The sequence below is a fragment of the Xanthomonas sp. LMG 12459 genome, assembly GCF_009192905.1.
GTDB classification, from domain to species: Bacteria; Pseudomonadota; Gammaproteobacteria; order Xanthomonadales; family Xanthomonadaceae; genus Xanthomonas_A; species Xanthomonas_A sontii.
In genome coordinates this window covers 34077-51882 of record NZ_NSGT01000009.1, presented here as the reverse complement: position 1 = coordinate 51882, position 17806 = coordinate 34077, and the positions used below count along the sequence as shown (strand labels likewise).

At 70.7% G+C, this 17806-nt stretch carries 16 protein-coding genes; 5 read left to right on the top strand and 11 right to left on the bottom strand.

All coding sequences use genetic code 11. The annotated features are described in order from the left end of the window. Positions 1-54 precede the first annotated feature (54 nt). From tgt to CEK65_RS02540, 3 genes are all read right to left on the bottom strand, one after another. Entirely contained in the window at positions 55-1200 is a 1146-nt protein-coding gene (tgt, locus tag CEK65_RS02550; protein WP_026144018.1) for a tRNA guanosine(34) transglycosylase Tgt, read from the bottom strand. 235 nt (positions 1201-1435) lie between these two features. Then, on the bottom strand, positions 1436-3265 hold the full coding sequence (locus CEK65_RS02545; RefSeq protein ID WP_152180669.1) for an ABC transporter ATP-binding protein: 1830 nt from the start codon (positions 3263-3265) through the stop codon (positions 1436-1438). A gap of 304 nt (positions 3266-3569) precedes the next feature. Beyond that, on the bottom strand, positions 3570-5186 hold the full coding sequence (locus CEK65_RS02540; RefSeq protein ID WP_152180668.1) for a serine hydrolase: 1617 nt from the start codon (positions 5184-5186) through the stop codon (positions 3570-3572). A gap of 373 nt (positions 5187-5559) precedes the next feature. Between CEK65_RS02540 and CEK65_RS02535 the strand changes: the two genes are divergently transcribed. The 3 genes from CEK65_RS02535 (at position 5560) to CEK65_RS02525 (ending at position 8581) form a co-directional block, all read left to right on the top strand. Next, positions 5560-6399 carry a DUF72 domain-containing protein gene (locus tag CEK65_RS02535; RefSeq protein ID WP_152180667.1) on the top strand — a complete coding sequence of 280 codons (840 nt, stop codon included), beginning with the start codon at positions 5560-5562 and terminating at the stop codon, positions 6397-6399. A 207-nt stretch (positions 6400-6606) separates the two neighbouring features. Beyond that, a complete protein-coding gene (locus CEK65_RS02530) occupies positions 6607-7581 on the top strand; it encodes a 2-keto-3-deoxygluconate permease (RefSeq protein ID WP_152180666.1) in 975 nt (324 codons plus the stop codon). 52 nt (positions 7582-7633) lie between these two features. Beyond that, on the top strand, positions 7634-8581 hold the full coding sequence (locus tag CEK65_RS02525) for a DMT family transporter (protein WP_017916225.1): 948 nt from the start codon (positions 7634-7636) through the stop codon (positions 8579-8581). A gap of 270 nt (positions 8582-8851) precedes the next feature. Here CEK65_RS02525 and CEK65_RS02520 read toward each other — a convergent pair whose 3' ends face one another. The 3 genes from CEK65_RS02520 to CEK65_RS02510 form a co-directional block, all read right to left on the bottom strand. After that, the gene (locus tag CEK65_RS02520; RefSeq protein WP_152180665.1) at positions 8852-9919 is read right to left on the bottom strand and encodes a sensor domain-containing diguanylate cyclase; all 1068 of its coding nucleotides are present in this window, start codon (positions 9917-9919) and stop codon (positions 8852-8854) included. Between the two features lie 133 nt (positions 9920-10052). Beyond that, complete coding sequence (locus CEK65_RS02515; protein ID WP_010343505.1) at positions 10053-10772, bottom strand: pseudouridine synthase; 720 nt, start codon at positions 10770-10772, stop codon at positions 10053-10055. A 151-nt stretch (positions 10773-10923) separates the two neighbouring features. Then, positions 10924-12882, bottom strand: coding sequence for a DEAD/DEAH box helicase (locus CEK65_RS02510; RefSeq protein WP_152180664.1), 1959 nt, complete (start codon positions 12880-12882; stop codon positions 10924-10926). 265 nt (positions 12883-13147) lie between these two features. Here CEK65_RS02510 and CEK65_RS02505 point away from each other — a divergent pair, with 265 nt between their 5' ends. Together CEK65_RS02505 and CEK65_RS02500 are read left to right on the top strand one after the other, a co-directional pair. Beyond that, positions 13148-13369: an RNA-binding S4 domain-containing protein gene (locus CEK65_RS02505; RefSeq protein ID WP_017909138.1), complete on the top strand. Its 222-nt coding sequence runs from the start codon at positions 13148-13150 to the stop codon at positions 13367-13369. A gap of 67 nt (positions 13370-13436) precedes the next feature. Further along, complete coding sequence (locus tag CEK65_RS02500; RefSeq protein WP_017916269.1) at positions 13437-13766, top strand: hypothetical protein; 330 nt, start codon at positions 13437-13439, stop codon at positions 13764-13766. Positions 13767-13874: 108 nt separating this feature from the next. On the opposite strand, the gene ubiM is transcribed toward CEK65_RS02500, so the two are convergent. The 5 genes from ubiM to CEK65_RS02475 all read right to left on the bottom strand — a co-directional run bounded on the left by ubiM (position 13875) and on the right by CEK65_RS02475 (position 17646). Next, positions 13875-15062: a 5-demethoxyubiquinol-8 5-hydroxylase UbiM gene (ubiM, locus tag CEK65_RS02495; protein ID WP_152180663.1), complete on the bottom strand. Its 1188-nt coding sequence runs from the start codon at positions 15060-15062 to the stop codon at positions 13875-13877. A 99-nt stretch (positions 15063-15161) separates the two neighbouring features. Then, positions 15162-15551: an MAPEG family protein gene (locus tag CEK65_RS02490; protein ID WP_026143987.1), complete on the bottom strand. Its 390-nt coding sequence runs from the start codon at positions 15549-15551 to the stop codon at positions 15162-15164. A gap of 41 nt (positions 15552-15592) precedes the next feature. Continuing rightward, the gene (locus CEK65_RS02485) at positions 15593-16168 is read right to left on the bottom strand and encodes a DUF4019 domain-containing protein (RefSeq protein ID WP_226980451.1); all 576 of its coding nucleotides are present in this window, start codon (positions 16166-16168) and stop codon (positions 15593-15595) included. 75 nt (positions 16169-16243) lie between these two features. Next, a complete protein-coding gene (locus CEK65_RS02480; RefSeq protein ID WP_150410323.1) occupies positions 16244-16531 on the bottom strand; it encodes a hypothetical protein in 288 nt (95 codons plus the stop codon). Positions 16532-16617: 86 nt separating this feature from the next. Further along, on the bottom strand, positions 16618-17646 hold the full coding sequence (locus tag CEK65_RS02475) for a hypothetical protein (protein WP_226980450.1): 1029 nt from the start codon (positions 17644-17646) through the stop codon (positions 16618-16620). Positions 17647-17806: the final 160 nt, after the last annotated feature.

Genomic DNA, 17806 nt, shown 5'->3' with positions numbered 1-17806 from the left:
CACGAGGCTGCGCCCGGACCCTCACCCCAACCCCTCTCCCGGGGGGAGAGGGGCTTATCCGTGCTCCGTTGGGAGTGGGGTGGCTTCCATCCCGCGCGCCGCATAGAAGGACCGCCGGAACTGGGCAAAGGTTCCCGCGGCGATCGCCGCGCGCATGTCGGCCATCAGCTTCTGGTAGTACCAGAGGTTGTGCAGGGTGCCCAGCATCGGCGCCAGCATCTCGTTGCAGCGGTCCAGGTGGCGCAGGTAGGCGCGGGTGTAGCCGCTGCTGCAGGCATGGCAGCCGCAGCCCGGCTCGATCGGATCGAGGTCGCGCTCGTACTTGGCGTTGCGGATGCGCACCGTGCCGAACGAGGTGAAATAGTGGCCGTTGCGCGCGTTGCGGGTCGGCATCACGCAGTCGAACATGTCCACGCCGCGGGCCACGCCCTCGACCAGGTCCTCCGGGCGTCCCACGCCCATCAGGTAGCGCGGGCGGTCGCCGGGCAGGCGCGGATGCAGGTGCTCGAGCATGGCGTTGCGCTCGTGCTCCGGCTCGCCCACCGCCAGGCCGCCGATCGCGTAGCCGTCGAAGCCGATCGCCTGCAGGCCCTCGATCGAGCGGCTGCGCAGGTCCGCATGCACGCCGCCCTGGACGATGCCGAACAGCGCGGCGTCGTTGCCCAGCGCATCGTGCGCGTCGCGCGAGCGCTGCGCCCAGCGCAGGCTCAGCTCCATCGAGCGCCGCGCCACGTCCTCGGTGGCCGGGTACGGGGTGCACTCGTCGAAGATCATCACGATGTCCGAATCGAGCACCCGCTGGATCTTCATGCTCTCCTCCGGCCCCAGGAACACCTTGGCGCCGTCGGTCGGCGAGGCGAAGGTGACGCCCTGCTCGCTGATCTTGCGTCGGTGCGCCAGCGAGAACACCTGGAAGCCGCCGGAATCGGTCAGGATCGGCCCGTCCCAGCGGGCAAAGCCGTGCAGGCCGCCGTGATCGCCGATCACGTCTAGGCCCGGGCGCAGGTACAGGTGGAAGGTGTTGCCGAGGATGATCTGCGCGCCCAGCGCCTTGATCTGTTCGGGCAGCACGCCCTTGACCGAGCCGTAGGTGCCCACCGGCATGAACGCGGGAGTCTCGACCGTCCCGCGCGGGAAGGTCAGGCGGCCGCGGCGCGCGGCGCCGTCGGTGGTGTGGAGCTGGAACTGCAATCGGGACATGGTCTGGCGAATCTCGGTAAGCCGGGCATTGTCGCATTGCCGGGCCATCGGCGCCGAACCGCCTGGCGGTGCGCCGCCCAGGGAACACCACGGTCGGCTGGTCGGATGCGCGTCGGGCACGCACAGCGCGGGCCCCGCCCAGGACCATGCCGCGGCGCGTACCCGGCGCCGCCCCGCCCTGGCGGCACGACGCCGATGTCGCGCCGTCGCCGGCCATCCTGGATGGCGAGCCGCGTCAGTCCGCCGCGACGAAGCCGCCGGTCTGGCGCGCCCACAGCCGCGCGTACAGCCCGCCGCGGGCGACCAGCTCGGCATGGGTGCCGGTCTCGACGATGGCGCCGCGGTCCATCACCACCAGCCGGTCCATCCGCGCGATGGTGGAGAGCCGGTGGGCGATCGCGATCACCGTCTTGCCGGCCATCAGTTCGTCCAGGCTGTCCTGGATCGCCGCCTCCACTTCCGAATCCAGCGCCGAGGTGGCCTCGTCCAGGATCAGGATCGGCGCGTCCTTGAGCAGCACGCGGGCGATGGCGATGCGCTGGCGCTGGCCGCCAGACAGCTTCACGCCGCGCTCGCCGACCTGCGCGTCGTAGCCGCGCTGGCCCTCGCCGTCCTGCAACTGCTCGATGAACTCGTCGGCGCGCGCCTTGGCCACCGCGGCGCGCAATTGCGCCTCGCTGGCGTCGGGGCGGCCGTACAGCAGGTTGTCGCGGATCGAGCGGTGCAGCAGCGAGGTGTCCTGGGTGACCAGGCCGATCTGCTGGCGCAGGCTCTCCTGGGTGACGCCGGCGATGTCCTGGCCGTCGATCAGGATGCGGCCCTGCTCCAGGTCGTACAGCCGCAGCAGCACGTTGACCAGGGTCGACTTGCCGGCGCCGGACGGCCCGACCAGGCCGATCTTCTCGCCCGCGCGCACCTGCAGGTCGAGCCCGGCGATGACCCCGCCGCGCTTGCCGTAATGGAAGTGGATGTGCTCGAAGCGGACCTCGCCGCGCTCCACGCGCAGCGGCACCGCGTCGGCGCGATCCTGCACCTGCGCCGGCTGCGCGATGGTCTCCATGCCGTCCTGCACCGCACCGATGTCCTCGAAGATGCCGTTGACCGTCCACATGATCCAGCCGGACATGTTGTGGATGCGGATCACCAGGCCGGTGGCCAGGGTGATCGCGCCCACGCTGATCTGTCCGCGGCTCCACAGCCACAGCGCCAGCCCGCAGGTCACCGCGATCAGGAAGCCGTTGATGATGGCGATGGCGCTGTCCATAGCGGTGGTCATGCGGGTCTGCCCGCGGTGCTTGACCGCCAGCTCGTCGATCGCCTCGCGCACGTAGGCCTGCTCGCGCCCGGCATGCGAGAACAGCTTGAGCGTGGCGATGTTGGTGTAGCCGTCGACGATGCGGCCCATCGCCTTGGAGCGCGCGTCCGAGGCGATCCAGGCGCGCTGCTTCATCCGCGGCACGAAGTAGACCATCAGCGCCACGTAGGCCAGCACCCACACCAGCAACGGCGCCATCAGCCAGGGATCGGCCTGGGCGAACAGGTACAGCGCGCTGCCGGTGTAGACCACGATGTACCAGAGCGCATCGACCATCTGCACCGCCGACTCGCGCAGCGAGGTGCCGGTCTGCATGACCCGGTTGGCGATGCGCCCGGCGAAGTCGTTCTGGAAGAAGCCCAGGCTCTGCCGCACCACGTAGTTGTGCATCAGCCAGCGCGCGCGGTTGCTCAGGCCGGGCACGATGGCCTGGTTCACCAGCAGGTTGTGCAGGGCCACGAACAACGGCCGCGCCAGCAGCACGACGAACGCCATCCACAGCAGCTCGCCGGCATGGCGCTGGAAGAAGTCCGGCCCCGGCTGCTCGGCGACCATGTCGACGATGCGCCCGAGGAAGTCGAACATCGCCACTTCCACCAGGGCCAACGCGAGACCGGCCAGCAGCGTGGCGAGCAGCAACGGCCACAGCGGGCGCAGATAGTGCAGATAGAAGCGCACCACCCCACGCGGCGGCATCTGCGTCTCGATCTTCGGAAAGACCTCGATCAGGGACTCGAACCAGCGGAACATCGCCACGTCACGCCTGAAAAGGGGCGTCAGGGTAGCGTATTCGGCGTCACGCTTCGTGACGCTGGGAATGGGGAGTGGAGAATGGGGAATCGTAAAAGCGGGCGTCCGTGCGCATCGCTTTCCCTTGCGGGAGCGGCTTCAGTCGCGACGCGGTAGCGCCGGGATTGGGGATTCGCGACAGTGGCTCCTCCATCGTTCCCCCTCGCAGGAGCGGCTTCAGCCGCGACTGGCTTCACCGAGGAAGCCCGGTCGCGGTCGAAGCCGCTCCTACCATTCCCTATTCCCCATTCCCGATTCCCAGCAGTCACTCCACCGGCGTCAGCACCAGATCCTGGAAATCGAAGCTGAAATCGGTCAGCGGCGAGATCGCCTGCATGCGCGCCTCGCGCACCTTGCCGTCGGCGGTCAGGGCGAAGCTCAGGAAGGCGTCGGCGTTGAGCGAGCGGTCGCGCCAGCGCACGATGAAGGTGTCGTGCTGCCAGTGCTCCAGGGTGCCGACCAGCTGCGCGGTCTTGCTGAACTGCAGTTCCAGGCGCTTGCCCTGCTGGCGCACCACCACATCGCCGTACCACGGGTCGCGGTAGGTGCCGGCGTAGCCGGACAGCGGCAGCGACGGCGTGGACTTGGCGTCGCGGGCCGCGACGTGCTTGGCCCAGTCCTCGTCGGCATTGGCATCGGCCTTGGCCACGGCCCTGGCGTAGGCGGCGGTCCAGTCGGTCGCCGGCGCGCCCAGGTAGGCGTCCAGCACGCGCAGGGTGATCGCGTTGAAGGCGGCGCCGACCTCCTGGTTGGTCAGCACGATCACGCCCAGCTTGCGCTCCGGCACCAGGGTCAGCCGCGAGACCATGCCCGGCCAGCCGCCGGTGTGCCAGACCAGCTTGGCGCCGCGGTAGTCGCTCAGGCTCCAGCCCTCGCCGTAGCCTGCGAAGTTGGGCTTGGCCGGCAGCAGTTCCGGGACGCTCGGCTCGGAGATCGCGATCGGCGTGATCATCTGCCACATCTCCTGCTGGCGCTGCGCACTGAACAACTGCCGCGCTTGGCCATCGGCCGCCGGCAGGCGGCCGCCGTCGAGCTGCACCTGCATCCACTTGGCCATGTCGTGCACATTGGCGTAGATGCCGCCGGCACCGGAATTGTTGGACCAGGTCAGCGGCGCCACCGTGCGCAACTCGCGGAAGTCGAACTTGGCGTGGCCGACCGCGGCCTCGTCGCCGGGCTGCAGGTGGTCGCTGTTGATGCGCGCGCCGGTCATGCCCACCGGCACGAAGATGCGCTGGCGCACGAACTCGGCGTAGCTCTGCCCGGACACCTGCTCGATCAGCTTCTGCGCCACCGCGTACAGGATGTTGTCGTAGGCGTAGCGGTCGCGGAAACCGCCCTTCAGCGGCACATGCGCCAGGCGCCGCACCACCTCTTCGTTGCTGTAACTGGTGGCCGGCCAGAACAGCAGGTCGCCGGCGCCGAGGCTCAGGCCGCTGCGATGGCTGAGCAGGTCGCGCACGCGCATCTCGCGGGTGACGTAGGCGTCGGACATCTGGAACCACGGCAGGTGGTCCACCACCCGGTCCTCGAGCTTGAGCTTGCCTTCGTCGGCCAGGATCGACAGCGCGGCGGAGGTGAAGGCCTTGGTATTGGAGGCGATGGCGAACAGGGTCTGCGCGTCCACCGGTTCCGGCTTGCCGAGTTCGCGCACGCCATAGCCGCGCTCCAGCACCACCTGCCCGTCCTTGACGATGGCGATGGCGATGCCGGGCACGTCGAACTGCTTGCGCACCCGCTCCACCTGCGCGTCCAGGTCCTGCAGCCCGGGCGGCAATGCGGCCGGGGCCGGTGCGGGGGCCGCGGCGGGGACAGGCGCCTGCGCCTGCACGGTGGCGCTCATCGCCAGCAACAGGCCGCAGCCCATCGAGATGCTCTTCAACTGCGTCGCTCCTGAAGAAGGGAAACCAAGGCCGCACACTGGCGCGCGCGTCCCGGCGAGTGTAGAGCCTGCCGGGCCGTTTGCGGCGGACCAAGGCGCGCCGCTGCAACGCCGCGTAGTGCCAGATGCGGTCCAGACGCGGGTGGCCGCTACTGCCAACGTCCAACTCGCACGCAGCGGCCAGCGGAGTTGGCGGCCATTCCCGCCCTGCACGCACGCATGGCGCACGCCATCGCGCAGGCGACGAACACGCGGCACAGGCACACGCCGCGCACCGCCCAGCGACGCCACCAGGCCACTGACACCCACGACCACACCCCGCAACGCCGCGCTGCGGCACAATCGCTCCCCGCCTGCCGCCGGACACGCCCGCATGAACGATCTCTTCGACTCCGCCCCGGCCGCGCCGGACGGCATCCGCGTCGGCATCGGCGGCTGGACCTACGCGCCGTGGCGCGGCGGCATGTTCTATCCGCAGGGCCTGGTGCAGCGCCGCGAGCTGGAATACGCCAGCCGCCACGTCACCAGCATCGAGATCAACGGCACCTACTACGGCGCGCAGAAGCCGGAGACCTATGCGCGCTGGCGCGACGAGACGCCGCCGGGCTTCCTGTTCTCGGCCAAGGCGCCCAAGCGCATCACCGCATTGCGGCGGCTGGCCGGCGCCAGCACGCAGATCGAGGATTTCGTCGGCGGCATCGCCAACCTCGGCGACCGCCTCGGCCCGCTGCTGTGGCAGTTCGAGCACGGCCACCGCCTGGACCTGGACGACCTGGCCGCGTTCCTGGACCTGTTGCCGCGCAAGACCGACGGGCGCCTTCTGCGCCACGTGCTGGAAGTGCGCGACCCGGCCTGCGTCGGACCGGAACTGCTGCACCTGACCCGCCGGCACGGCGTGGCCACGGTGTTCACCGATTCGCCCGAGTTCCCCTCCTTCGCCGACCTGGGCGCCGACTTCGTCTATGCGCGGCTGATGCGCAGTCGCGCCGGCGTCGCCCATGGCTACCCGCCGAAGGAATTGCAGACCTGGGCCGCGCACGCGCAGGCCTGGCGCCGCGGCGAGGATCCGCAGGCGCTGCCGCACGCCGATACGGCCGTGGCCAAGACCACGCCGCGCGAGGTCTTCGTCTACTTCATCAGCGCCGCCAAGGAACGCAATCCCGCCGCGGCGATGGCTCTGCTGAAGATGCTGGGGTCCGCCGCACAGGCATGACGCGCTCGACCACGCGCACGCGCACGCGACGCCCGGCACGGCGCAAGCGCGACCGTGGCCGCCGCGGTCGCAAGACGGCTGAACCGGACCCCGAGCGCGCGCACTCGGCGACACCTGGCGGTCGCCGCGCTGCGGTACAACACCGCCCGTCCGGCGCGGTCGCCGGGCCGCGGCCGCGGGCCGCGCCTGCACACGCGGAGTCCCTCGATGCGGATCAAACAGACCCTCGAACGTCTTCCCGGCGGCATGATGCTGGCGCCGCTGCTGCTCGGCGCGCTCTGCCACACCGTGTGGCCGCAGGCCGGCGCCTGGTTCGGCTCGTTCACCCAGGGCCTGATCGGCGGGCTGGTGCCGATCCTGGCGGTGTGGTGCTTCTGCCTGGGCGCCTCGATCCGGCTGCGCAGCGGCGGCCGCGTGTTGCGCGCCTCCGGCGTGCTGGTGCTGACCAAGATCGCGGTGGCGTGGCTGACCGCGGTGATCGCCGCGCGACTGTTGCCGCCGGGCGGCATCGTCTCCGGCATCTGGAGCGGCATGTCGGTGCTGGCGCTGGTCGCGGCGATGGACATGACCAATGCCGGCCTGTTCGCCGCGCTCATGCAGCAGTACGGCCGCCGCGGCGAGGCCGGGGCGATGGCGCTGATGTCGCTGGAATCCGGCCCGCTGGTGACCATGCTGATCCTCGGCACCGCCGGCGTCGCCAACTTCGAACCGCGGCTGCTGCTCGGCGCGGTGCTGCCGCTGCTGGCCGGTTTCGCGCTCGGCAACCTGGACCCGGCGCTGCGCGCCCTGTTCGCGCGGGCGGTGCCGGCACTGATCCCGTTCTTCGCCTTCGCCCTGGGCAATACCCTGGACCTGCGCATGGTCGCCCATGCCGGCGTGGCCGGGGTCGCGCTGGGCCTGCTGGTGATGGTGGCGACCGGGATCCCGCTGCTGCTGGCCGATCGCTGGCTGGCCGGCGGCAACGGCAGCGCCGGCCTCGCCGCCTCCAGCACCGCCGGCGCGGCGGTGGCCACGCCCGCGCTGGTGGCGGCGGTGGCGCCGCAGTTCCGGGCCACCGCGCCGGCCGCGACCGCACTGGTGGCGACCTCGGTGGTGGTGACGGCGCTGCTGGTGCCGCCGCTCACCGCCGCCTATGCGCGCAGGATGGCGCGGAACGCGTCGCCGCCGGCGCCAGACGCCTGACCCGTGTGGCGATCCGCGACCGTGGCGGCGCGCTTTGCGCGACAATACGCGGATGCCGATGCACCCCACCACCAAAGCCCAACTGCAAATCCATTTCTGCGTCCTGCTGTGGGGGATCACCGCGATTCTCGGCAAGCTGATCACCCTGCCCGCGCTGCCGCTGGTGTGGTGGCGGATGCTGATGGTGGTGGCCGCGCTGGCGCTGCTGCCGCGGGTGTGGCGCGGCCTGGCGGCACTGACGCCGAAACTGGCGCTCGGCTACGCGGTGGTCGGCGCCCTGGTCGGCCTGCACTGGCTCACGTTCTACGGCGCGATCAAGCTGGCCAACGCCTCGGTCGCGGCGACCTGCATCGCGCTGGCGCCGGTGTTCACCGCGGTGATCGAACCGTGGGTGGCGAAACGGCCGTTCCGCCCCAGCGAACTGGCCTTCGGCCTGGCGGTGCTGCCCGGCGTGGCCTTGGTGGTCGGCGGGGTACCGCACGGGATGCGCGCCGGTGTCGCCGTCGGCGCGGTGTCGGCGCTGCTGGTGGCGGCCTTCGGCTCGCTCAACAAGCGCCTGGTCGACCATGCCGATCCGCTGACCGTGACCGCACTGGAACTGGGCGCCGGCACCCTGACCCTGACCGCGCTGGCGCCGTTGCTGCCGTTCGTGCTGCCGGCGTTGAGCGGGCCCTTGCTGGTGCTGCCCAGCCTGCACGACACCGCGCTGCTGCTGGCGCTGGCGCTGCTGTGCACGCTGCTGCCGTTCGCCCTGGCCCTGGTCGCATTGCGCCGGCTCAGCGCCTACGCGGTGCAACTGGTCACCAACCTGGAACCGGTCTACGCGATCGTGTTCGCGATCGTGCTGCTGGACGAGCAGCGCCAGCTCACCGGGCTGTTCTACCTCGGCGTGGCAGTGATCCTGGGCGCGGTGTTCCTGCATCCGCTGCTGACCCGCACGCGTCCGGTGCAGCACCCGGAGCTGCTGGCCACTTGCGAGGCGAAGAACGTGGTGGAGTGAGCGCGGGGGCGCTCACTTCGGGATTGGGGATTGCGGAGTCGGGATTGGCCCGGTCCTGGGCATTTGCGGCATGACCGCAGGCCCAACGCGAAGGGCACGGCATGCTGGGGAACTAGCCCCTCTCCCCCGGGAGAGGGGTTGCGGTGAGAGTACGGCGCGAAAGCGTCTGCGTCGTCTGCGTTCGCGAGGCGACGCGCCTACCCCTGCGGGGGAATTTTTCCCCTAGAACAAGGAGGAATCTGAGGATCGTCCCGGAATGACGTGGCGTACTTACGCCGCCAGCGACACGCAGTCGCGGCCGGCACGCTTGGCCTGGTACAGGCCCTGGTCGGCGCGCTTGAGCAGGTCCTCGGCGCTTTCGCGACCCTGCAGCGTGGCCACGCCGATGCTGGCGGTGAGCGGCACGCCGAGCTGCAGCAGACTGGTGTCCTGGCGCAGGCGCTCGCAGGCGCGCATGGCCTGCGCCGCGTCCATCCCCGGCAGCAACAGCGCGAACTCGCCGCCGCCGTAGCGCGCCACGACGCTCTCGGGCGGCAGGCGCGCGCGCAGCATGTCGGCCAGCGCTAGCAGCGCCTCATCGCCCTTGTCGTGACCATGCAGGTCGTTGACGCTCTTGAAGTAGTCCAGATCCAGGATCGCCACGCTGAGCGGCGCCGAACCCGGCTGCGCCGCCTCGGCATGGATCATCAACGCGGTGGCGAAGGCGCGGCGGTTGAGCAGGCCGGTCAGCGGATCGGTGCGCGCCTGTTCCAGCAGTTCGGCGTTGAGCGATTCCAGCGATTCCTGGTACTGCAGCAGCTGTTGCTCGTACCAGGCGCGTTCGCGCAACTGCAGCGCCAGCGCATGGCTGCTGCGGCGCAGTTCGATCAGCTGCATCACCTGCCGCGACAGCGCCTGCAGCGCCGCCAGTTGTTCCGGCTGCAGGGTGCGCGGACGGTTGTCGAGCACGCACACCGTGCCGACCGGCAGGCCCTCGCGGGTCAGCAGCGGCGCGCCGGCGTAGAAGCGCACACCGCCCTCGGTGACCAGCGGATTGTGCTGGAAGCGCGCATCGGCGGTGGCGTCGGCGACCACCATCACCTGTTCCGGGGTCAGGATGGTGTGCCCGCAGAACGACTCGTCGCGTGCGGTGCTCAACAGGCAGACGTTGCGCTGCGCCTTCAGCCACTGGCGCTCGTCATCGACCAGCGAGATCAACGCCGAGGGCGTGTCGCACAGCTTGGCGGCGATGCCGACCAGATCGTCGTAGGACGCTTCCGGTTCGGTGTCGAGGATCTGCAACGCGTGCAACGCCTGCAGGCGTGCGGCTTCGTTGTCGGGCTTGCGGGGCTTGATCACGGAATACCCGGCGGCGGCGATGGTTCGCGTTGCGCAGTATGGCCAAATCCGCGGCGGACGCCAGCCCTGGCGGGCGCGCCGCCTGTACGGTTGGGCCGCGCGGCGGCAGCCGAACGCCGACACTGCGACGTGGTTACCACTCCTGGCGCTGCGGCAGCAGGCCGCGCAGTTCCTGTTCGGTGAGATTGCGCCACTGGCCCGGCTTCAGCGCGCCAAGCTTGATGTTGTCGATGCGCACGCGGCGCAACTGGGTGACCCGGTAGTCGAACGCCGCGGCCATCAAGCGGATCTGCCGGTTGAGCCCCTGCTCCAGCACGATGCGGAAGCCGAACTTGGCGATCCGCGCGGTGCGGCACGGCAGGGTCATCTGGTCGTGCACGCGCACGCCGCGCGCCATGCCGCGCAGGAATTCGTCGGTGACCGGCTTGTTCACCGCCACCAGGTATTCCTTCTGATGGCGGTTCTCCGCGCGCAGGATCTCGTTGACGATGTCGCCGTTGCTGGTCATCAGGATCAGCCCCTCGGACTCCTTGTCCAGGCGCCCGATCGGGAAGATGCGCTGCTCGTGGCCGACGAAGTCGACGATGTTGCCCTTGACCGCGCTCTCGGTGGTGCAGGTCACCCCGACCGGCTTGTTCAGCGCGATGTAGACGTGGCGGCGCCCACTCTTGGCCTTGGCGCGCGCGCGCAGCGGCTGCCCGTCGACCTTGACCTCGTCGCCCTCGCCCACCACCGAACCGACCCCACCCGGCTGGCCGTTGACGGTGACCCGGCGCGCGGCGATCAGCCGATCGGCCTCCCGGCGCGAGCAAAAACCGGTCTCGGCGATGTGCTTGTTGAGGCGGACGGACATGGGCTGGGAGCTGGGAATGGGGAGTTGGGAATGGGGAATGGCAACAGCGGGCTGCTGCCGGCTGGGCCATGGCTAACGTCGGGAACGACGGCAGGGAGCGGCAGCGGGGACGCCCCCCATTCCCGATTCCCTACTCCCTATTCCCGGCCTCTCAGCGCTTCGGCGGCCCCTTGCGCGGCGGCCGGTCGGCGGCGAAGCGGCCGGCCGGGCGCGGGCCGGCGGCGTTGGGCTTGCCGCCGGGCTTGCCGGTACGGGCGAACTTCGGCTTGAACGGCGCGCCGCCGGCATCGTCGCCGTCGAGCTTGCGCATCTGCAGTTGCTGGCCGGACACCCAGACCTTCTTCAGGTGCGTCAGCAGCTCGCGCGGCATGTCCGCCGGCAGGTCCAGCACCGAATGGTCGTCGTGGATGTCGATGCGGCCGATGTACTTGCTCTCCAGCCCGGCCTCGTTGGCGATCGCGCCGACGATGTTGGCCGGCTTGACCCCGTGCTGGTGGCCGACCTCGATGCGGTAGGTCTCCATGCCCACTTCCGGCGCGCCGCGCGGCGCTTTCGGCGCCTTGTCGCGGCGCGGCGCCTCGAAGCTGCCGACGTCGCGGTGGTAGTCGAAATCCTCGCCACGCGCGGCCGGGACCGGACGCACCGGGCGCTCGCCGTCGTCGCGACGCGGCGCACGCGGCTCGCGCTCGAACTTCGGCTCGAACCGGGGACGGTCCGGGCGCTCGCCACGCTCGGGCCGCTCGCGGCGCTCGAAACGCTCGCCCTGCGGCGGACGCGGACGGTCCGGGGCCAGCAGCAGCGGCGTCTCGCCCTGCAGCAGGCGCGCCAGCGCCGCGGCCACTTCCACCATCGGCACGTTCTTCTCGGCCTCGAACTTCTGCAGCAAATCGCGGTACATGTCGATGCCGCCGGCGGCGATGGTCTCGCTGATCTTCTCCATGAAGCGGCTCACGCGCTGGTCGTTGACCGCGTCGACGCTGGGCAGCTGCATTTCCTCGATCGGCTGGCGGGTGGCGCGCTCGATCGCGCGCAGCATGCCGCGCTCGCGCGGGCTGACGAACAGGATCGCTTCGCCGCTGCGCCCGGCCCGGCCGGTGCGGCCGATACGGTGCACGTAGCTTTCGGTGTCGTAGGGGATGTCGTAGTTCAGCACGTGGCTGATCCGCTCCACGTCCAGGCCGCGCGCGGCCACGTCGGTGGCGACCAGGACGTCGAGCTTGCCGTCCTTGAGCTGCTGGATCACCCGCTCGCGCTGCGCCTGCTGGATGTCGCCGTTGATCGCCGCCGCGGCCAGGCCCCGCGCCTGCAGCTTCTGCGCCAGCTCGTCGGTGCCGGCCTTGGTGCGGGCGAAGATGATCATCGCGTCGAACGGTTCGACCTCCAGGATCCGGGTCAGCGCGTCGAGCTTGTGCAGCCCGCTCACCGCCCAGTAGCGCTGGCGGATATTGGCCGAGGTGGTGGTCTTGGAGGCGATGATCACCTCGGCCGGGTCGTTCAGATAGGTCTGCGCGATGCGCTTGATCGCCGGCGGCATGGTCGCCGAGAACAGCGCCACCTGGCGCGATTCCGGCAGCTTCTTCAGCACTGCCTCGACGTCGTCGATGAAGCCCATGCGCAGCATTTCGTCCGCTTCGTCGAGCACCAGCGTCTTCAGCTCGGACAGGTCCAGGGTGCCGCGGTCCAGGTGATCGATCACCCGCCCCGGGGTGCCCACCACCACGTGCACGCCGCGCTTGAGCGCCGACAGCTGCTGCACGTAGGGCTGGCCGCCGTACACCGGCAGCACCTGGAAGCCGGGGATCGCCGCGGCGTAGCGGTGGAACGCCTCGGCCACCTGGATCGCCAGTTCGCGCGTGGGCGCCAGCACCAGCGCCTGCGGCTTGCGCTGGGCGAAATCCAGCCGCGACAGGATCGGCAGCGCGAACGCGGCGGTCTTGCCGGTGCCGGTCTGCGCCTGGCCGAGCAGGTCGCGGCCGGTCAGCAGCGCAGGGATGGTGGCGGCCTGGATCGGCGACGGCGACTCGTAGCCGACGTCGGCGACCGCCTTCATCACAGCAGGGGAGAGGCCGAGATCTGCGAACAGCAGCGGCGCGGGGGTATCTTGGGACATGGGAGACTCCGGGGGCGCCGCAGAGAACCGGCAGGCGCAAAGAAGCCCCTATTGTGCGCCCTGCCGGGCCGCATGTCGAAAGCAGGTGAACGACACCGTTCAGGCGTGACCCTCTCCGCACTGGCGGACGCCGGCCACCGCGGCCGCCTGCAGCAGGCGCGGCGCCGCGGGCTGCGGCAGCGGCGACAGCCCCCAGCCGCCGACATGGCGGGCGTTTTGCCCGCGAATGACCGACAATGGGCGCCGATTTCCGAGCAAGCCCCTAATGCAGACCATCGATCTCCAGCTAGAAAGCGACTACGTGGAACTCAAGCACCTGTTGAAACTGACCGGCCTGTGCGACAGCGGCGGCGCCGCCAAGGCCGTGATCAGCGAAGGCCAGGTGCGCGTGGATGGCGAGGTCGAACTGCGCAAGGCCTGCAAGGTGCGCGCGGGCCAGGTGGTACAGCTGGGCGACGTGCAGGTGCAGGTGCTCGGCAAGGCATAACCGCCATCGGCGCCCCTGGCCTGCCACTCGCCGGCCGGTGGCGCCGGACAGCGCGGACCGCCATACGATGCTGATCACGCTGGGCATCCGCAACATCGCGCCGTCTGCGGAAGATCCGCACCACGACGTGTACATCGCGCAGCTCGACCCCGACGCAGCGCAGCCGTTCCGCCTGGGCCAGTCCATCCGCGGCGGCCACGCGGAGCGCGGCGGTTCCATCTCTCTGGCGCTGGACGAACTGGAGGGCTGGACCGGCGACTGGCGCCAGCACCTGCGCCACGCCGGCTGCGCCTGGGCCATCGCGCCGATCGAAGCGGCGCAGCGCAGCGGCGACCTGCAGAGCGCCCTCGATGCGTTGGTCGCCGGTGCAGAACAGCGGCGCGCCGACGCCAGCTAGCCGCCGCTGAGATCGGGATTCGGGATTCGGGATTCGGGATTCGGGATTGAAAGCAAGCCGCGCCGAGCACCGATAGACACGCACGCATGCATCGGCACGACCGCCGCCTCAGCGCGCCATGGCCGCCACGCGCTGGGTCAGGTGCGCCGCGATGGCACGCTTGAACGGCGCGACCCGGTCGGCCACGCGCAGCGCGACGCTGCGCAGCGCGCGCGCCGGCAGGCGATCGTCGGTGTACAGCGCGGCAATCGCGTTGGTCGCTTCGTACAGCGGCCGCGTGGCCAGGCGGTGCCCGCGCTGGTAGCCGGCCAGCAAGGCCGGCGCAGCGATGTCGCCGCCGCGCGCGATCGCGTCGTGCAGCGCACGGGCCAGCCGCGCCTGGCTCTGCAGGCCGAAGTTGAACCCATGCGCGGTCACCGGATGCATGCCCACCGCGGCGTCGCCGATCAAGGCATAGCGCTCGGCGACGAAGCGCTGCGCATAGACGGCCACCAACGGGTACGCCTGCGGCCGCACCAGCGGCGTCATCGCGCCCAGGCGATGCTCGAAGCAGGTACTGATCTTTGCCCCCAACGCCGCCTCGTCCATCTGCAGCAGCGCCTGCGCGCGTTCCGGCGGCAGGGTCAGCACTGCAGAGGCCTCGTTGCCGTGCAGCGGCAGCAGGGCCATGGTGCGGCCGTAACCGAACCATTCCCAGGCGGTCTGATGGTGCGGGCGCTCGTGGCGCACCCGACACACCAGCATGGTGCGGCCGAAATCGCGCAACTGCGCGCCGATCCCGCTCATGCGCCGCGTGCTGGAAAAACGGCTGTCGGCCGCCACCACCAGCCGCGCCGCCACGCTGCGCCCGTCGGAGAGCTGCACCTGCGCCTGGCGCGCGTCGCGACGCAGTGCCTGCACCGACACACCATCGAGCAAGGTCAGACCGGGCTGGTCCTGCACCGCGGCGAACGCGGCGCGGCGGATCAGGTGATTGGGCACCAGCCAGCCGAGATCGCCACGACCGCCCTCGCCCGCCGCGAAGGTCAGTGCGAACGGCGAGGAGCCGTTCATCACCCGCGCATCGCGCAGCGGCGCGATCGCCTGCGGGTCGATCCGCGGCCACAGGTCCAACTGATCCAGCAACGCCCGCGAGGCATGGGTCAGGGCGATTTCGCGGCCGTCGAAGGCGGCCTCGGCCAGCGCCGCGCGCGGCTGCGGCTCGATCAGCGCCAGCGACAGGCCGCTGCCGGCCAGCGAGCGGGCGAAGCACAGGCCGGCAGGGCCGGCCCCGACGATGGCGATATCCACTTGCATGCGGCGACTCCGTGATCGGACCCGGCCAGGATACGACCGCCGCGCACCGCGTCCTTGATCTGGATCAGCGCTGCGACGATCGGTCGCAGCCCGCGGGGCTCAGAACAGCGCCCACACCAGCTGCAGGATCGCCCACAGCGACACCACCCACACCAGGCTGCGCACGTACGGCACGCCGGCCGCGTACAGCGGCACGTACGCCACCCGCGCCCACAGGTAGATCTGCGCCGACAGCGCGGTGTGCGCATCGCCCTTGCCCAGCGCCGCCACCGCCACCGCCGCGGCGGCGAAGAACGGGAAGGTTTCCAGGAAGTTGCGCAGCGCGCGGTCCAGGCGCCCGGCCACGCCGGCCGGCGGCGGTTGCGGCGCATCGCGCGCGCCGGCGTTCCACTTCAGCCCGCGCTGCGCGGTGACGAAGGCAGAGGCGAGCAGCAGTTGCGCGATCCCGAGCAGGATCGCCCAGGCCAGCATGCGGATTTCGATGGGCATCGGAGCCTCGGAGGGAAGGAAGACGGCGCGCAGCATGCCGCTCAATCGGGCATGGCCACGTGATAGCCGACCAGGCGCCAGGTCTTGTCCTCGTCCAGCCGCAACGACACCAGCTCGCGCACCGGCTGCGGCGCATTGGCGAAGCGGCTGGGGAAGCTGATGTTGACGTAGGTGCCCGGCGGCACCTGCGAGCCGGCAGCGTACTGCACCCGCGCCACGCTGGCGACGCCGCGGCCGAGCAGCGCGCCCAGCCGCGCACGTGCGGCGTCGATCTCGCGCACGAACACCGCACGCGTCACCGCCTTCTTCGCCACAACAGAGGCGCCGTCCCACAGCTCACCGGTGCGTCCGGCATCGACCAGTTGCGCGGCGCGCAGGCCGGCCTGCGCCATCTGCGCATCCTGCTTGGCCAGCGGCCCGGGTGCGGGTGCGGCGGGGCCGGCATGGCGCGGCGCCGGTTTCGGCACCGCCGCGGGAGCGGCAGCAGGTGCGGCGGGGGCCGCTGGCGGGGCAGTCGTCGGCGCGGGCGCGGACGATGCCGGGGGCGCGTTCTGCGCGGAAGCGACGCCAGCGACGAAGGCCAGCAGGACGGGAGTGAGGCGGAACGCGAAGGAGATGGACAAGGACATCGCTCGGCAGCGGCGGTGGCAAGGCCGCAGTCTACGCGGCCTGTGCGGACCAGCGCAGCGGCCCTATGGCGTCTCCTCGGTCGCCACTACCGTATTCTCGCTCGCCACTCCCGCGGCCGCGGCCGGGGCGGCATAGCGCTGCCTGTGCCAGGCACGCCAGCTCGCCCACAGCGCCCACGCGGTCGCCGCCAGCAGAGCGAGCAGACTCAGCAGCGAGCCGGTCCGCGCCAGCCAGGGCGCATGCAGGCCGTTGGCGAGGTGCAGCAGCACTTCGGCGATCGCGAAGCCGCCCAACGCCAGCAACGCCGGGGGCAGGTACAGCCGCAGCATCAAGCGGGTTCCGGCGGCCATGCGCGCACTCCGGGAGGGGATGCGGCGACGCTAGCCCCGCGTCCATGCCCGCCACGTGAATGGGCGGCACACGCCGCAGCGGCCGTTCAGGCGCCGGGCGAGGCCAGCGGCAGCGTCGCCACGTCGATCTCCGACAGCGGACTTTCCGCCGGACAGGCCTGGTCCGGGAACCCGAAGCGCTGCTTCAGCGCCTGGCCGCAGGCGGTCAGGCTCTCAAGGTCCACGTCTTTTTTGGTCTTGCACTCCTGGTCGAAGGCGACCAGGAACGCATCCTTGCGCCGTACGAAATCGTCGCCGCACTTGCGCAATTGCTTGATCCGCTCCAAATCGTCCTGCACCGCATTGGTGCCGTCGAGCCCGTACTGCTTGAGTTCGTCGCTGCTGAGCAAGCGCAGGCTGCGGTTGGGCACGGTCATCATCAGGTCGGCCACCGCCACCGCCACGCCGTTGCGCTCCAGGTAGTCCTTGACGTTGCCATAGACCTCCTGCAGCTCGCGATTGAGCTCGGCGCGCGAGGTCGCGGTGGAGCTGATCCGCATCATCCGGTGGATGCCGACCTTGCCGGAGATCAGCCGGTTGTCGCCGGCGGCCAGCACGAACACGCAGGCGCTGTGGCAGACCGAACCTTCGCGCACCCACACGGTCCAGCCGGATTCGCCGATCGCATCGCCGGCACGGATCGCCGCCTCGACCTGGCCGCCGCTGGAATCCAGATCGAGCACGCGCTTGCCGATGCCGGTCTGCCTGGCCACTTCGGCCAGGCGCCGCACCATCTCGGCGAAGCCGGCGTTGATCTTGCCGACATAGCGCACCCGCATCAGCCCACGCTCGCGGCACGGCGCCAGCGCCGCCTCCACGGCGGGCCGGTCCAGCCCGGCCAGCGGCTGGCCGTCGCCGGCGTCGGCGGCATAGTCGGTGTCGCAGCTGATGAAGGCCTCGCCATTCTCCAGCGTGGCCTCGTCCCAGGCCTGCGGGTCGCGCTTGGGCGCGACCGCATGCGGCGGCGGTGCCGGCGGCGCACCGATCGAGACCATGTGCTCGCCATCGGCGGAGGGGCTGTCGGCGACGGTCCGCGGCGCCGACGCCGGCTGCTGCCTGCAGGCCAACAGGCCCAGGCAACACAGCGACAACCAGCAGAGTCTGAACGGAGCGGCCAAACGGAGGATCCATGGACGAGACGAAAAAGACAGGCGCCAGGCGCCTGTGGACCTAGTCTAGTGCCGGCGCGCGGAACCTCCCCAACTGCGCCTAAACCGCGGGCACTGCGGCCACGCG

What these genes read in the sequence shown, in the direction of transcription:
- tgt (WP_026144018.1), bottom strand. Translation starts at nt 1,200, where the DNA reads ATGTCCCGATTGCAGTTCCAGCTCCACACCACCGACGGCGCCGCGCGC.
- CEK65_RS02545 (WP_152180669.1), bottom strand. Translation starts at nt 3,265, where the DNA reads ATGTTCCGCTGGTTCGAGTCCCTGATCGAGGTCTTTCCGAAGATCGAG.
- CEK65_RS02535 (WP_152180667.1), top strand. Translation starts at nt 5,560, where the DNA reads ATGAACGATCTCTTCGACTCCGCCCCGGCCGCGCCGGACGGCATCCGC.
- CEK65_RS02530 (WP_152180666.1), top strand. Translation starts at nt 6,607, where the DNA reads ATGCGGATCAAACAGACCCTCGAACGTCTTCCCGGCGGCATGATGCTG.
- CEK65_RS02525 (WP_017916225.1), top strand. Translation starts at nt 7,634, where the DNA reads ATGCCGATGCACCCCACCACCAAAGCCCAACTGCAAATCCATTTCTGC.
- CEK65_RS02515 (WP_010343505.1), bottom strand. Translation starts at nt 10,772, where the DNA reads ATGTCCGTCCGCCTCAACAAGCACATCGCCGAGACCGGTTTTTGCTCG.
- CEK65_RS02510 (WP_152180664.1), bottom strand. Translation starts at nt 12,882, where the DNA reads ATGTCCCAAGATACCCCCGCGCCGCTGCTGTTCGCAGATCTCGGCCTC.
- CEK65_RS02505 (WP_017909138.1), top strand. Translation starts at nt 13,148, where the DNA reads ATGCAGACCATCGATCTCCAGCTAGAAAGCGACTACGTGGAACTCAAG.
- CEK65_RS02500 (WP_017916269.1), top strand. Translation starts at nt 13,437, where the DNA reads ATGCTGATCACGCTGGGCATCCGCAACATCGCGCCGTCTGCGGAAGAT.
- ubiM (WP_152180663.1), bottom strand. Translation starts at nt 15,062, where the DNA reads ATGCAAGTGGATATCGCCATCGTCGGGGCCGGCCCTGCCGGCCTGTGC.
- CEK65_RS02490 (WP_026143987.1), bottom strand. Translation starts at nt 15,551, where the DNA reads ATGCCCATCGAAATCCGCATGCTGGCCTGGGCGATCCTGCTCGGGATC.
- CEK65_RS02480 (WP_150410323.1), bottom strand. Translation starts at nt 16,531, where the DNA reads ATGGCCGCCGGAACCCGCTTGATGCTGCGGCTGTACCTGCCCCCGGCG.